General features: G+C 46.2%; 10 protein-coding genes. 6 read left to right on the top strand and 4 right to left on the bottom strand.

The features are described 5' to 3' along the window. Window positions 1–154: 154 nt before the first annotated feature. Window positions 155–1,588, top strand: coding sequence for a helix-turn-helix domain-containing protein (locus OEU88_RS00915; RefSeq protein WP_262693211.1), 1,434 nt, complete (start codon window positions 155–157; stop codon window positions 1,586–1,588). A 49-nt stretch (window positions 1,589–1,637) separates the two neighbouring features. Continuing rightward, entirely contained in the window at window positions 1,638–1,973 is a 336-nt protein-coding gene (locus tag OEU88_RS00910; RefSeq protein ID WP_262693210.1) for a DUF2834 domain-containing protein, read from the top strand. Window positions 1,974–2,001: 28 nt separating this feature from the next. On the opposite strand, the gene OEU88_RS00905 is transcribed toward OEU88_RS00910, so the two are convergent. Next, window positions 2,002–2,904, bottom strand: coding sequence for a TolB family protein (locus tag OEU88_RS00905; RefSeq protein ID WP_262693209.1), 903 nt, complete (start codon window positions 2,902–2,904; stop codon window positions 2,002–2,004). A gap of 254 nt (window positions 2,905–3,158) precedes the next feature. Between OEU88_RS00905 and OEU88_RS00900 the strand changes: the two genes are divergently transcribed. The 3 genes from OEU88_RS00900 (at window position 3,159) to OEU88_RS00885 (ending at window position 7,273) form a co-directional block, all read left to right on the top strand. Continuing rightward, entirely contained in the window at window positions 3,159–4,553 is a 1,395-nt protein-coding gene (locus tag OEU88_RS00900; RefSeq protein WP_262693208.1) for an L-serine ammonia-lyase, read from the top strand. Window positions 4,554–4,667: 114 nt separating this feature from the next. Next, window positions 4,668–6,764: a PAS domain S-box protein gene (locus OEU88_RS00895; protein WP_317279120.1), complete on the top strand. Its 2,097-nt coding sequence runs from the start codon at window positions 4,668–4,670 to the stop codon at window positions 6,762–6,764. 128 nt (window positions 6,765–6,892) lie between these two features. Continuing rightward, window positions 6,893–7,273, top strand: coding sequence for an MGMT family protein (locus OEU88_RS00885; RefSeq protein WP_262693207.1), 381 nt, complete (start codon window positions 6,893–6,895; stop codon window positions 7,271–7,273). A 12-nt stretch (window positions 7,274–7,285) separates the two neighbouring features. Here OEU88_RS00885 and OEU88_RS00880 read toward each other — a convergent pair whose 3' ends face one another. The 3 genes from OEU88_RS00880 to OEU88_RS00870 all read right to left on the bottom strand — a co-directional run bounded on the left by OEU88_RS00880 (window position 7,286) and on the right by OEU88_RS00870 (window position 12,935). Further along, a complete protein-coding gene (locus OEU88_RS00880; protein WP_262693206.1) occupies window positions 7,286–10,522 on the bottom strand; it encodes an efflux RND transporter permease subunit in 3,237 nt (1,078 codons plus the stop codon). After that, complete coding sequence (locus OEU88_RS00875) at window positions 10,522–11,700, bottom strand: efflux RND transporter periplasmic adaptor subunit (RefSeq protein ID WP_262693205.1); 1,179 nt, start codon at window positions 11,698–11,700, stop codon at window positions 10,522–10,524. The genes OEU88_RS00880 and OEU88_RS00875 overlap by 1 nt, the downstream gene beginning before the upstream one ends. A gap of 170 nt (window positions 11,701–11,870) precedes the next feature. Beyond that, window positions 11,871–12,935 (bottom strand): NAD-dependent epimerase, encoded by a 1,065-nt coding sequence (locus OEU88_RS00870; RefSeq protein ID WP_262693204.1) that lies wholly within the window; start codon window positions 12,933–12,935, stop codon window positions 11,871–11,873. Between the two features lie 246 nt (window positions 12,936–13,181). On the opposite strand from OEU88_RS00870, the gene OEU88_RS00865 reads away from it, so the two are divergent. Continuing rightward, entirely contained in the window at window positions 13,182–13,949 is a 768-nt protein-coding gene (locus OEU88_RS00865) for a metallophosphoesterase family protein (protein ID WP_262693203.1), read from the top strand. The last annotated feature ends 48 nt before the right edge of the window (window positions 13,950–13,997 follow it).

The following is a 13,997-nucleotide window of genomic DNA, read 5'->3' as shown; positions in this document are numbered from 1 at the left end:
CAAGCGTCGTGATTTGAGATCAGCGACATTTTATTGCGTTATCTGAGGCATGTATTTCACATTTATTGCTATGATAAAAACACTATTGATACAAAAAAAGTCCTATTGTATGTTTTTGTAAATGTCATAATGTCAATTTGTAAAGTTTGTAAAAATGGATAACGCAGCAAAAAAGATATTTGCCGGACCACGTATAAGGCGGCTAAGGCGTGAGCGCGGCTTGTCACAATCACAGATGTCATCTGAGTTAGGGTTTTCCACCAGTTACATCAATTTGGTCGAACGAAATCAACGGCCTGTGTCAGCACAGTTTCTGCTGCGCCTTGCTGAAGTTTACGATATTGAACTTGCAGCGTTTGCTGGTACTGACGAAGCGCGCGCATTTGCTGACCTTAGCGAGATCATGGCCGACCCAATGTTTAAGGGCTTGAGCTTGGCGCGTAGTGATTTGCAGGAAATGGCAGATGCTGCACCGCGTGCGGTGGATGCGTTTGCAATGCTTTATAAAAATTTCCAGCAGGCCAAGCAAAATGCAACAGAGCTATCTAGTCAATTTGCTGAACGTGATGGTATGGAGCTGGATGCCGTATTTCCTGTTGATGAAGTGCGTGACTTTATTCACGAACGCAAAAATTATTTTGCTGAACTTGATGAAGCGGCGGAAAGCCTCCATGAAGAAGTGGGTTTGGCTAGAGACGATGCTTTTATGATCTTGTCAGGCCGCCTAGATGAAGAACATGGCATTCGTGTGCGTATAATGCCGCATGAGGTTATGCCTGACACTTTGCGGCATTTTGATTTGCACCGTCGTCAACTATTGATCAGTGAAATGTTAGATGCCAGTGCGCGTACCTTTCAGCTTGCTGTTCAGCTTGCTCAGCTGGAATTTAGACCGCTCATTAAACGCATTAGCGAAAGCCATAACTTCCAAACCGAAGAAGCACGGCGTCTAGTGCGCATCAGTTTATCCAATTATTTTGCAGGTGCATTGTTGATGCCTTACTCGCGGTTTTTAGGCGACGCAAAAACACTGAAATATGACATTGAACATTTGGGGCGTCGTTACAGCACCAGCTTCGAGCAGGTTTCGCACCGGTTGACAACGTTGCAGCGACCGGGAGAGCGCGGCGTACCTTTCTTTTTTATACGCGTAGACAAAGCAGGTAATATCTCCAAGCGATTTTCTGCAGGGCGTTTTCACTTCTCTCGCTTTGGTGGTACGTGCCCTTTGTGGCAAGTGCACGACACTTTTACTACGCCTGGACGCATTGCAACCCAAATCATTCAGATGCCAGATAGCACAACTTATTTTTCGGTCGCGCGAACCGTTAAGCGTGTTGGCGCGTTATATGGACAGCCGGATCAGCAGTTGGCGATTGGCCTTGGGTGTGACATTGCGTATGCGCGCGAGCTTGTTTACGCCAAAGGCCATAACCTGAGTGAGCCGGAAGCAACACCAGTGGGGCCAAATTGCCGTTTGTGTGAACGACCGGCATGCCCGCAGCGGGCCAACCCGCCGTTAACGCGTAATTTGGTTCTGGATGAGCGATCGCGCGGCGTATCTGCGTATCGCTTCAGTCAGGAGTAGCATCCTGCACATTGGTGTTTCATAAACTGGTTTAATATGAGGCAATACAATGAACACCAAATTTTTCTATATAGTAATGGCAGTAGTTGGCATGGTCGTGCCTTGGTACTTTTTTGGTAGCTTTATCGCGGAAAATGGCCTTTATGCTGGCGATTTCGTTGCGGCAGCAATGATAAACGGTGCTGCCGCAGGTGGTGTGATGGATTTGGTCATTTCATCGGTCATTTTTTGGGTTTGGTCGTATACTGACGCACAGCAAAAGGGTGTTGTTGGTTGGTGGGTGCTTATCCCGCTTAATTTATTTATCGGTCTGTCACTTGCGCTGCCGCTTTATCTAATCATGCGCCATAACACGATGAAAGCAAGCGCTTCAGTAACAGCGTAATGTTTTACTAAGTCTATTACCTGTACCGCTAGTGCGGTGCAGGTATGGTCACCAAACTAAAGCCCTTCTCCCAATCACCTTGTGAAAACGCGATATGGTTGTTGTCTGGTTTCAGGCTCAAAAAATAATGATAAGCTGCGCTGGTTTGTGTGAGTTGTAGCGGCTTCTGACCTTCTTTTAATCCGCCTACGGGCATCATATATATTTGTGAATATCCGTCATCGATTTGACCTGTGTAAATGATGTGGTGGCCGTCCGGTGAGTAAATCGGTGCTGACTGGCTCATGCTATCGTGTGTGAGGCGCTTTAGGTTGTTGCCATCATAGTCCATTTGATAGATATCACGTGGTGCTTTTTCGTCAGGGCGATTTGCAAATAAAATATGTTTGCTATCTGCAGACCAGCTGGCGTTTGATGATTGTCCCGGCAGGTTTTCCGTTAAAACGCGCACGTTATTACCATGCGTGTCAGCAAGATAAATTTTGTTAGTGCGTTCGTCATTGTTAAAGGCCGAGAACATAACCATGGTTCCGTCCGGTGACCAGTTTGCTGCTACTTCATTGTCATCGCTATCATAAAATACACGGTCATCGCTGCCGTCTGCATTCATAATGCGGAGTGATAAAGATGCCATATCAACACCAGATGAATAGATGATTTTGCTACCGTCTGGCGAAAAATTTGGTTCAATATCCCAAGTATCTAGCCGGTTCGTCAAATTAACCTCGGCACCGTTTTGATGGCGCAAAAGTATGTCGGGTAGTTTGTTGTTGCGGTATGTATAGAAAGCTGCAGTTTTGCCGTCCGGTGTAAATGAAAACCCAAAATCCTTGTTTGCTGGCGGCTCTTCTGCAGACGCAAAAGGAATAGCGAGCATAACTGTAGCAGCCACCCCGATAGTTTTGATTCTCTGAACATATGAAAACAACATGTGTATACCTTTTCGAGACAGGTTTCTTTGTAGCTAAGATAATTTGATAAGCGTGTATACGTCTGAATACTATACGACATGTTGTTTTCGCTGATTGAACTGACGTGACAGCAAACCAGCTGAATTTATTCTGTTGTGCATAGGTGTTGCGGCAATCAGTGCTGCAAGTAAGTTATAAATACATTGCTCTTCTGTTAGTATAAACATATAGCGTGATCCATGCTTCATTGGGATTAAAGAGGGGCCGTATTATCATGAGTATTAGCGTTCTGGATTTGTTTAATATTGGGATTGGACCTTCAAGCTCTCATACCGTGGGTCCGATGCGTGCCGCTAAAATATTTGTGGATGATTTGGCAAAAAAAGAAATGCTCTCAGCCGTTACGCGGTTGCAGACACGTCTGTACGGCTCTCTCGGCGCAACAGGGCGTGGTCACGGTTCTGACAGGGCTATTATCCTCGGTTTAATGGGTGAGGTGCCGCGTACAGTTGATGTGGAGCGTATTCCGGATATTGTTAATGAAACATATGCCACCAAAAAGTTAACATTGCCATCCGGCCAGAGTATCCCGTTTGTTGATGGTAAGGATTTGCAACTACTGCCCCGTAAACGCTTGCCTTTCCACCCAAATGGTATGGATTTTACGGCATTTGATGCGCAAGGCAATGTGCTGGAAGAAGCGGTGTTTTATTCCATTGGTGGTGGTTTTATTATCAGTGAAAAAGAAGCGGCCAATGATAGCTTCAACGAACACAAGGTTAAGGTGCCGTATCCTTTTTCAAGCGGTGCTGAGTTGTTGGCCTTGTGCGGTGATAATAGCAAAACCATCAGTCAAATTATGATGGAAAACGAATGCGCGTTTCGGACTGAATCAGAAGTCAGGTCGGCACTTCTGGATATTTGGTCGGTGATGGAAGAATGCGTTGCTCGCGGATGTAGTCAAGGCGGTGAGATGCCTGGCCTTAATGTTAAAAGGCGCGCAGCAAAACTATATAGTCAGCTTGCTCATCGCCCCGAAATGGCGCTGACTGATCCTTTGACCATTATGGATTGGGTCAATTTGTATGCGCTCGCTGTTAACGAAGAAAATGCCGTTGGCGGTCGTGTTGTGACAGCACCGACAAACGGTGCCGCAGGTATTATTCCTGCTGTACTGCATTATTACACACGGTTTGTGCCAGGGGCTAATGATGATGGTGTTGTACGGTTTTTGTTAACCGCTGGTGCTGTTGGTATGTTGTTTAAGTTAAATGCTTCAATTTCCGGCGCTGAGGTTGGATGCCAAGGTGAGGTTGGCTCTGCGTGTTCAATGGCCGCTGCAGGCTTGACTGAAGTGCTTGGAGGCACACCTGCACAGGTAGAAAATGCTGCCGAAATTGGTATGGAGCATAACCTGGGCTTGACGTGCGACCCTGTGGGTGGGCTGGTACAAGTACCTTGTATTGAGCGCAACGCTATGGCGTCAGTAAAAGCGATTAATGCGTCGCGGCTTGCCTTGCGAGGTGATGGTGATCATTTTGTGTCACTTGATAAAGTCATTCGGACTATGCGGATAACCGGCCGTGATATGAAAACAAAATATAAGGAAACGGCAAAAGGTGGTCTTGCTGTAACAGTGCCTATTGCAGCGACAGTGGTTGATTGCTGAGTGTGGCTGACAGAGTTGACTTGAAAGCTCTGCATTTAACGGCAACCTAAAGTTAACATTTTAATTACTTTTCATTCGTATTTATTCCTTGGGGTCAGGACGAGGAATACAGTTATGCGGGGCGACCATCCTATAGTTTCAAATGAAGTTAATCCTTTTGAACAAGCGTTAAATCAAGCAATTGACGCTGTTGTTAGCATTGACGAGCACAACCATATTACATTTTTCAATGCGGCAGCGGAACAGCTGTGGGGCTATACTCATGCTGAAGTGCTGGGCAAAAATGTTAAAATGCTTGTGCCTGCGGAAATTCAATCAAATCACGATTCGTATGTGAATGCTCACAGGGAAACCGGTGAAGATAAGATTGTTGGCACCAGCCGTGAGGTTGAAGTGCCGCGCAAGGATGGCACACGTATTTGGGCAAGCCTAGCGCTATCTAAGGTTGTTGTTGAAGGTAAAACGACATACACAGCATTTGTGAGAGATATCTCTCAGCAAAAACGCGCACAAGAGATTGTGAGCCAAACGCTAGAGCAGGCTATCGATGCGGTGGTTACTATTGATCAGGAAAACCACATTACTTTCTACAACTCGGCTGCCGAAAAGCTTTGGGGCTATAGCCGCGCTGAAGTTATGGGTCAGAATGTTAAAATGTTGGTGCCACAGGCTATTCAGGCTGATCATGACCAATATGTAAATTCTAATCGTAGAACTGGCCAAGACAAGATTGTTGGTAAGTCGCGCGATGTTGAGGTTGAACGCAAGGACGGGTCAAAGTTTTGGGCTAATTTATCACTCTCCAAAGTGAAAGTTGGCACTGAAATTATATATACGGCATTTGTGAAAGACATAACGGAACAGCGCCGGGCACAGGACATTGTAAATCAAACACTCGAACAGGCGCTCGACGCTGTTGTCACAATTGACGAAGAAAATTGTATAACATTTTATAATTCTGCTGCCGAGAAGCTCTGGGGCTACAGCCGCGCTGAAGTTATGGGTCAGAATGTTAAAATGCTTGTACCCAAGGCTATTCAGGCCCCTCATGATAGTTATGTGAATGCCAACCGTGAGACCCATGAAGACAAAATTGTCGGAACAAGCCGCGAAGTAGAGGTTTGGCGCAAGGACGGCACGATGCGATGGGGTAAACTATCTCTTTCGCGTGTAGAGCTGGGTGACAGCACAATATATACGGCGTTCGTTCAGGATGTAACGGAAGAAGTTGAGCAACGATCATATGTCCAGATGTTGTCGTTGGTTGCTAATGAAACCGACAATTCGGTTATCATAACCGACAAGGACGGTTTGATTGAATATGTAAACCCGGGTTTCCAACGTATGACCAATTATACATTTGATGAGGTCAAAGGAAGGAAGCCTGGCGAGGTACTTCAGGGCAAACTGACCAACTATGAAACAGTGAACCGGATAAGAGCTAAACTAGACGCTCGAGAACCTTTTTATGAAGAAGTATTAAATTATACCAAAGAAGGCGAACCATACTGGATTTCGTTGTCCATCAATCCGATTTTTGATGACAGCGGTAATTTGGAGCGCTTCATTTCTGTGCAAGCCAACATCACTGAAACCAAAGTATCAGCGCTTGAATTTACTGCACGGATTGAAGGGATTGAGCGTTCTAACATTGTTTTAGAGTGGGATGCGTACGGTAGTTTTGCCAAAGCAAATGATTTAGGTAATCAGATCATGTCGCAATATGGTTTAGAAGGCGTGCCCTTGAACGCTATTGTTAATGAAGCCGACCACAAAGCGTTGCAGGCAGGCGACTTCATGTCGCGTGAGATCGTTGTTACAGGCAGCAATGACAAGAAGCTTTATTTGTCAGGTAGTTTGCAATCAATCACTGACTATCAGGGTCAACTAAGTTCAATTGTGTTGTATGCTAACGACGTAACCGAGCGCCGCAATGCAATTGAGGAAACCAGTAATCTGATGAGGACTGTTCTTGATCGTATTAACGGTACAGCCAAGTCTATTGAAGGAATTGCGAGACAAACCAATCTTCTTTCACTGAATGCAACGATTGAGGCTGCGCGCGCTGGTGATGCAGGGCGTGGCTTTGCGGTTGTTGCTGGGGAGGTTCGCAACCTTGCAACGGGATCATCTGATTCAGCAACAGAAATTGCTAGCTTGATCGAAGATACACGTACGCAAATCGAGGCCTTGGAAAGCAAGACAGGGTAGTTTTACATTGTTGATCTCTTGCGGTTTTGCGGAGGCATTTAGTCAGGTAACCTGATATTGTTTGATGTGATCATGCTGAAGGACATTCGCCTCTTGCATTCGAATGTCCTTTTCGGCAAAAAATGTGCATGATCAGAACACACAGCACATACCCTGCCATATACACGTTGGTTAAAGAGATTCCGTGCGGCGAGGTAGCCAGTTACAAAATGGTGTCCAGCCTTGTGAAAGGATCAACGGCACGTATTGTTGGTTCTGCTATGGCAGCCGTACCAAGCGATGCGGGTGTTCCGTGGCACAGAGTTATCAACTCTGCGGGAAAAATCAGTGTACGCGAAGGGTCACAGCGGCAACGAGACCGACTTGATGCAGAAGGTGTGGCCTTTACAAAGGGCGGCAAGGTTGATTGGAAGAATCATCGTTGGAACGGCCCCAGCGAAACTTGGCTTGAGAGTGCAGGGCTTGATTTTATCGACTTTCTAACAATACAAAGCAATTGGCCTGGATAAGCCGTTGCTTATCTAACTTTCGACTTCTGATGCGTTTTCGGTGTTTCCGGTTAATACAGCTTCATCTCTCTTTGGAACAGCAATCAAATTGCGGATATCTTCCACAACCAAAACCAAAGCAGGCAGCACGAACATCATCATAAAGCTTGAGAACACTAAGCCTGTTGCCAGACTAACGGCCATGGGAATGAGGAACTGCGCCTGAGGGCTAGACTCTGACAATATTGGCAACAGACCGAGCGCTGTTGTGATTGTCGTTAAGGCAACTGGACGAAACCGGCGTATGGTTGCCCGCACAACAGCTTGCATTGCCGTAGTGTTTGCTGCCGCGCTTTCAATATTAAACCTGTCCACAAGCACTACTGATGAATTCACCACAACACCGGCAAGAGCTACAACGCCGAAAAGCGAAACGAACGACAGATCATACCCAAGCAGCAGGTGCCCAAATACTGCACCAGCCAACCCAAGCGGGATTGAAATGAGAATAATAAGAGGTTGAATGTAGCTTTTTAACTGGGTTGCCACGAGTGCATATATGATAATGATAGCGAGAATAAAGCCTTGCAAAAGCGAAGCAAAATCCTCGCTTTGTTCCCGTGAAGCACCGTCTTGTTGCCAGCGCAAACCTGGATACTCAGCTGTTAGCTCGGGTAAAATTTGATTTTCGATTATGGCATTAACCGTATTGGGTGTTGTCAGGCTTTCGTCAACATCACCAGTTACAGTCAGGACGCGCCGTCCGTTAACACGTTGGATTGATGTTGGGCTGCGACCTTCCTTGATATCTGCCACAATAGATAGAGGCACTCCGCTACCATCCGGTAAGCGAATGCGCAGTGTGTTGAGGGCTGAAAGCTGTTGTCGTGCGGCAAGTGGATAGCGAATAAAAACCTTAATTTCTTCACGCCCACGCTGAATACGTTGCACTTCTTCACCGAAATAGGCTTGGCGCATTTGTCGTGCCAAGTCACTTGGGCTTAGACCTGCAGCTATGCCTGTATCTTTTATAGTAAATTCATATTGTCGCTTGCCAAGATCAAGGCCTGAATCAATTTGCGCAACACCGTCAATAGCACTGAGGCGATCTGCCAGTTTTGTCGCAGCTGCAAACAATTGATCTTCATCGCTGTGTGATAGCTCAAAGCCTATATCGTCGCTTTGCGGCCCAATCGTGGAATTGAATGTCAGCGTTTCAGCACCGGGAACGGCACCAACGGCTGTTTGCCATCGCCGTTGAATTTCAGCGGCGGAAAGAGATCTTTCATCTGTATCGGACAGTTCTACAGAAATTTGTGCCAGATGCGTAGAAACATTGCTGGATGATGTGGAGCCAGGGCCTTGTGCAGATGTATAACTGGCCCCAACAGTTACCGCGATAGCTTCAATTACATCTTCGCCAGTTTCGTTTTGTATATCGGCCTGTACTTGCAGAAGTGCGTTTTCCATCTGTATCGCGGCTTCTTCTGTGGCGGCAAACGGCGCACCTTCGGGTAGGGCCAATCTGGCGGATATTTGTGACCCTTCGATATTCGGAAAGAATACAACTCTTACGAGGCCGTTATTGATCATGGACACGGCAATTACAATGATGGCGATGGCTACTGTTAGTGTAACATAACGGAAGCGACCAGACTGATATGTCAGGCGTTGCACTGTGTTTTCGGCAAACCGGTCCAACCCGCGTGAAATACTGACTTGCAGTTTTCGCAGCAAACCCTTGGACCAGCGTTTTTCATTAGAGAGGTGGGCAGGCAGTATCAAAAATGCCTCTATGAGAGACACGGCGAGGATTGCAATAACTGCGACAGGGATAGGACGCGTAATTTTCGCAAAGGTACCTGTTTGAAACAGCAATGGCGCAAATGCGACCATGGTTGTCAGAACACCGACAAGGACAGGCGCATATATATTGCGCACGCCTTCAAAAGCGGCACGCTTGCCCTTAAAGCCAGCTTGTTGCTCGGAATATATGTTTTCACCAACAACAATGGCGTCATCAACAACAATACCAATAACAACAATAAGGGCAAACAGTGTCACCATGTTCAGTGATATGCCGACGGAGCCAAAAATAAGAAAGCCGCCCAAGAAGCTGATCGGGATGCCCATCGCAACCCAAAAGGCTAGTTTCAAGTCAAGTGTGAGGACAAGCATGAGGAAAACAAGGGCAAAACCAAGCAAGGCGTTGCCAGTAAGAAGGCTAATGCGATCAGCAAGTACGCGCGTTTGATCACGGAATACAGAAACATCAAGACCTTCAGGTAACTTTGTTGCTCCAAGAAATCTCATAACCTCTCGTTTGACAGCTAGAATGTCGGCACTTTCATTGCGCAGGATATCAAGAATGATGGCAGGTTGGCCGTTATATTCGTTGCGTATTTCATCATCTGTAAAACCGTCAATAATGGTCGCTATATCTTTAAGCCGAATGACTTGCCCGTCATTGTTGGAGCGAATGACAATGTCTTTAAATTCATCGCCGATGCGCGCGCGCGCGTCAGTGCGCAATAAGATTTGGCCACCCGAAGACTTGATTGTGCCGGCAGAAAGTTCAAGCGAAGACTGACGAACAGCTGCGGCAACTTCATTGAAAGATAAGCTGTATTGCTGGAGTGTCTCTTCGCTGATTTCAATGCCTATTTCACGCGCTCTCGCGCCGCGCATGGTGACACCGGATACAACATTTAATGTTAACAGATCACGTTCTAGCTGCTCGCTGATACGACGCATTTCTTCTTCGCCAACCTGTCCTGTGAGGACAAGGGACACAACGTTTGAGAGTGACTGTGATACAGTGACTACGGGCTGTTCGGCATTGCCAGGTGGAAAATCAATCAGGCTATCTATTGCTGCCTGTACCTCATCCTTGATTTGGTAAGGGTCGAGGAAGTCTTCCAGCTCCAGCACAACGCTTGCGCGATTTTCGAACGCATAAGAGCGAACCCGCTCCACACCGTTAATACCAAGTACGCTTTCTTCTATGCGGCGGCTTAGTGCATCCTCAACTTCCAGTGGCGTGGCGCCGGGGTAGGCCACAGAAACGGTTATGGTACCAACGTCTACCGTCGGGAAAACTTCTGACCGCATTGTTACAGCTGTCATCAATCCGCCAAAGATAAAAAAGACCATTAGTAAATTGGTCATCACCGAGTTGTTTAGAAACTGTGCGGCAAGCGACATGATCCCGCGCGTGTCAGCAGGTATTTGATGAGATGTTTCGGTAGCCCCTTCTTTAATTTCAGACATTATTTGTCCTCGAAAGGTTGGCTGGCATCAACACGAACAGCGCGTATTTTTACTGGCCGCGTTGCGAAACTCGTCGGTACTTGAGACGTCACAATGCCGTCCTTTACGTCGAAACTTTTCACAACCGCCGTATCATTTGTCAGGTCAACAATAGTCACTGGTACATTTTCAAGCTTGTCGTTGCTCACGCGCCAAACACTGGTCCTTGTTGCAAGCGCAGTGGTCGGTAGTTGAAAAACATCGCCTACTTTATCGCCTTCAATTTTGACGGATACAAATGTGCCGGGTGTTAAATTTTCGACTGGTAAATCAAGTATTAGCGGTAACAGGCGAGTTTGCGGGTCTAACGATGCGCCTATGCTGACAACAGTTGACATAAAGGGCGCTGCTGAACTGTTTGATACCGTGACAGATACCGGCTTGTTAGCTGTGATGTTCAATTGGTCAATGAAATATGGTTCGATAGTTGTGCGTATGCGTAAACTCTCAGGCACGTAGTATGTCCCGAATTGTCCACCCGCGACCACAAATTGCCCTTCTTCAATACCACTCTCCACAATGCGCGCGGTATTTTTTGCAGAGATTTTCGTGCGGTCGAGGTTTGTTTTTGCTTGCCTTACGTTTGCTTTTGCTGCGGCAAGGCGGGCGCGAATTGCAGCAATTTGGGGCTCCTTGGCAACGAGTGCAGGCGCAGGTTGGTCTGGATATACGCGTTGCCAATCTTTAATGAAGTTATCTGCGTCAGCAACCGCCTGAGTGAGATCAGCTTCTGTACTGGCAACTTCAGCTGCGGCACGTTCAAGAGCAATTTCATAGTCAGTTTTATCAAGAGAAAACAATACGTCTCCAGCCGTGATTGTACCGCCGGGCAATAAGTCAGGATGCACGCTAGTGACGCGGCCATTCACTTCTGGGCTGATTGTTACGTTAGCGCGCGCTTCAACTACGCCAGAGATCGTTTGTGATGCTTTATGATTAGTTGGAGAAGGTCTTAATACATCAACCACTAATTGCTCAGCGGCTGATGATAGTGCTGGGCCTTTGGCTGCTTTGAAATTCAGTAAGGCTGTTATTGCCAGCATGCCGCCAACGACAACAAGAACAAAAATAATCTGAAGGAATCCTGCTGCAGTTTCTTTATTTTCTGCTGTACCCAATTTTTTAAACACGCGGTTCATAACCAGCTTTCTATTCTTGATTTTTTGCTTTTTGGAAAAGCAAAGCGCAGTTGCGTAACACAGGTTAATCTTATGTTTTGACCAATGTTTATTCGTAATTAAATAGTGCTTAGTTTAAATTTTCTACGCAAAGGCTAAGAAAAGCACACAGATCGCCCTGAAAAAAGACCTTAGGCATAGTATTCCAAATACCATTCAACGAATTTTTTTATGCCAGTTTCAACGGTTGTGTCTGGTTTGTAGCCTGTTGCCATATAAAGAGTATCTACAGAAGCTGAAGTGTCTGGTACATCGCCAGGCTGTATAGGTTTCATGTGTTTAATGGCTTTTTTGCCGAGACAATCTTCCAGCACCTCAATATAGCGAAGTAACTCAACAGGTTGGCCGTTGCCGATATTATGGATACGCCAAGGAACCTTTGATGTTGCGCTGCCTGGCTCATTGCTGCGCCATTCGGTGTTTGATGTTGCCGGAGCATCCAGCACAGCAACAACGCCGCGCACAATGTCATCAACAAAAGTGAAGTCCCTTATATGATGGCCGTTATTAAATACATTGATGGGCTCGCCGGCCAAGATCGCTTTCGTAAATAGGAACAAAGCCATATCAGGTCGCCCCCATGGACCATAAACTGTGAAGAAGCGAAGACCTGTTGTTGGGATGTCAAACAGACTTGAATAGCTATGCGCCATTAGTTCATTTGCACGTTTTGTTGCACCGTACAATGCAACAGGATGGTCCGCTGGATTTTGTACATCAAATGGCATGTTGGTGTTTGCGCCGTACACGGAGCTGCTGGAAGCATAGACCAGGTGTTTGATACCGTTGTGGCGACAGCCTTCAAGTATTGCTAGAAATCCCGTAATGTTGCTGTCGATGTAATCGAACGGTGCATCAAGCGAATGACGTACGCCAGCTTGAGCGGCCAGATGGACGACACCATCGAACTTCTGTTTGGCAAAAAGAGCTTCCATCGCGGGGCGGTCGCTAACATCAGTTTTGGTGAAGGTGAATTCACCTGTTTTTTCAGCGTGTTTGGATGCTTCAGGGTATTTGGTAACGCCTAGTTCGCCAGTTGCAAATTTTTTAATTTCACTAAGCCGTGCTTCTTTGAGCGACACATCGTAATAATTATTCATATTATCGAGGCCTACAACATTATCACCGCGCGCTAGTAGATAGTGACACACATGACTGCCGATAAAGCCTGCCGCGCCTGTGACCAATACCTTCATGAAGTAAACCTCTTTGAATATGATGCGCCGTCACTTCTCGGCGCTTATTTTTTCTTTGGGAACAATACATTTACCTACGTATCATTCATATACGTCAGTTTGTTTGCAGAATCTAATAGATACATGAAGGTATGTTACAGGTTAGTTGAATGGCGTGTTTGTGCTTTTGCTATGTCTCTGGTATGACAACGCCAAGTATTCGGCACCTTAGTCGTTTCGCTCAGTTCTGTGATGTATTTGTTTATTATGCGACTTTTAAAACAACTTTTCAAAAAAGAGAAACTACCGGCACGCTCTTATTATGTACCGGAAGGTGAGCTTGTCTATGCTATTGGTGATGTGCACGGACGGTTCGATCTACTAGAGCAGCTTATTGGCATGATGGAATCGGATTGGCAGAGCCGCTCTGATATAAGCAAATGTCATGTTGTTTTTCTTGGTGATTATGTGGACCGGGGGTTTCAGTCCAAAGAAGTTATTGAGTGCCTCGTATCAATAGATTTGGATTGGGCTACTGTTGTATGCCTGCAAGGTAATCATGAAGCCATGATGTTTGATTTTATCAAAAACCCTTCCGAGAATGAAGGGTGGCTTCACTTTGGTGGATTGGCGACCCTTGCAAGTTATGGTGTTCGTATTCGGGAAAATGAAATAGGAGACCGTGATTTAGTGCGTGCAGCGTCAGAATTTGATGATGCATTACCGGAGTCGCACAAGAGTTTTATTAAATCGCTGCCCCTCCAGCACCAAATAGGGGATTATTTGTTCGTGCATGCTGGCTTGCGGCCTGAAGTTGCTCTCACCGAGCAAGATACAGCTGATATGCTGTTTATACGCCATGAATTTACCGAGTCAGATTATGACTTTGGTGTGAAGGTTGTGCATGGTCATACAGGCGTTCAAAACCCTACTTTGAAGCACAACCGTATTGCGGTTGACACAACGGCTTATGCCACAGGTCGGCTAACTGCAGCGGTCCTTGTTGATGACAAAGTAGATTTTCTAACTACTTAAAATTGCCGGATAGGTTGTGTGGTAAGTACGCCACAGTAGCCAACATAA

This window comes from Kordiimonas aquimaris (assembly GCF_025574485.1).
GTDB lineage: Bacteria > Pseudomonadota > Alphaproteobacteria > Sphingomonadales > Kordiimonadaceae > Kordiimonas > Kordiimonas aquimaris.
This window is presented reverse-complemented; position numbering and strand designations above follow the sequence as displayed.

What these genes read in the sequence shown, in the direction of transcription:
- OEU88_RS00915 (WP_262693211.1), top strand. Translation starts at nt 155, where the DNA reads ATGGATAACGCAGCAAAAAAGATATTTGCCGGACCACGTATAAGGCGG.
- OEU88_RS00910 (WP_262693210.1), top strand. Translation starts at nt 1,638, where the DNA reads ATGAACACCAAATTTTTCTATATAGTAATGGCAGTAGTTGGCATGGTC.
- OEU88_RS00905 (WP_262693209.1), bottom strand. Translation starts at nt 2,904, where the DNA reads ATGTTGTTTTCATATGTTCAGAGAATCAAAACTATCGGGGTGGCTGCT.
- OEU88_RS00900 (WP_262693208.1), top strand. Translation starts at nt 3,159, where the DNA reads ATGAGTATTAGCGTTCTGGATTTGTTTAATATTGGGATTGGACCTTCA.
- OEU88_RS00895 (WP_317279120.1), top strand. Translation starts at nt 4,668, where the DNA reads ATGCGGGGCGACCATCCTATAGTTTCAAATGAAGTTAATCCTTTTGAA.
- OEU88_RS00885 (WP_262693207.1), top strand. Translation starts at nt 6,893, where the DNA reads ATGATCAGAACACACAGCACATACCCTGCCATATACACGTTGGTTAAA.
- OEU88_RS00880 (WP_262693206.1), bottom strand. Translation starts at nt 10,522, where the DNA reads ATGTCTGAAATTAAAGAAGGGGCTACCGAAACATCTCATCAAATACCT.
- OEU88_RS00875 (WP_262693205.1), bottom strand. Translation starts at nt 11,700, where the DNA reads ATGAACCGCGTGTTTAAAAAATTGGGTACAGCAGAAAATAAAGAAACT.
- OEU88_RS00870 (WP_262693204.1), bottom strand. Translation starts at nt 12,935, where the DNA reads ATGAAGGTATTGGTCACAGGCGCGGCAGGCTTTATCGGCAGTCATGTG.
- OEU88_RS00865 (WP_262693203.1), top strand. Translation starts at nt 13,182, where the DNA reads ATGCGACTTTTAAAACAACTTTTCAAAAAAGAGAAACTACCGGCACGC.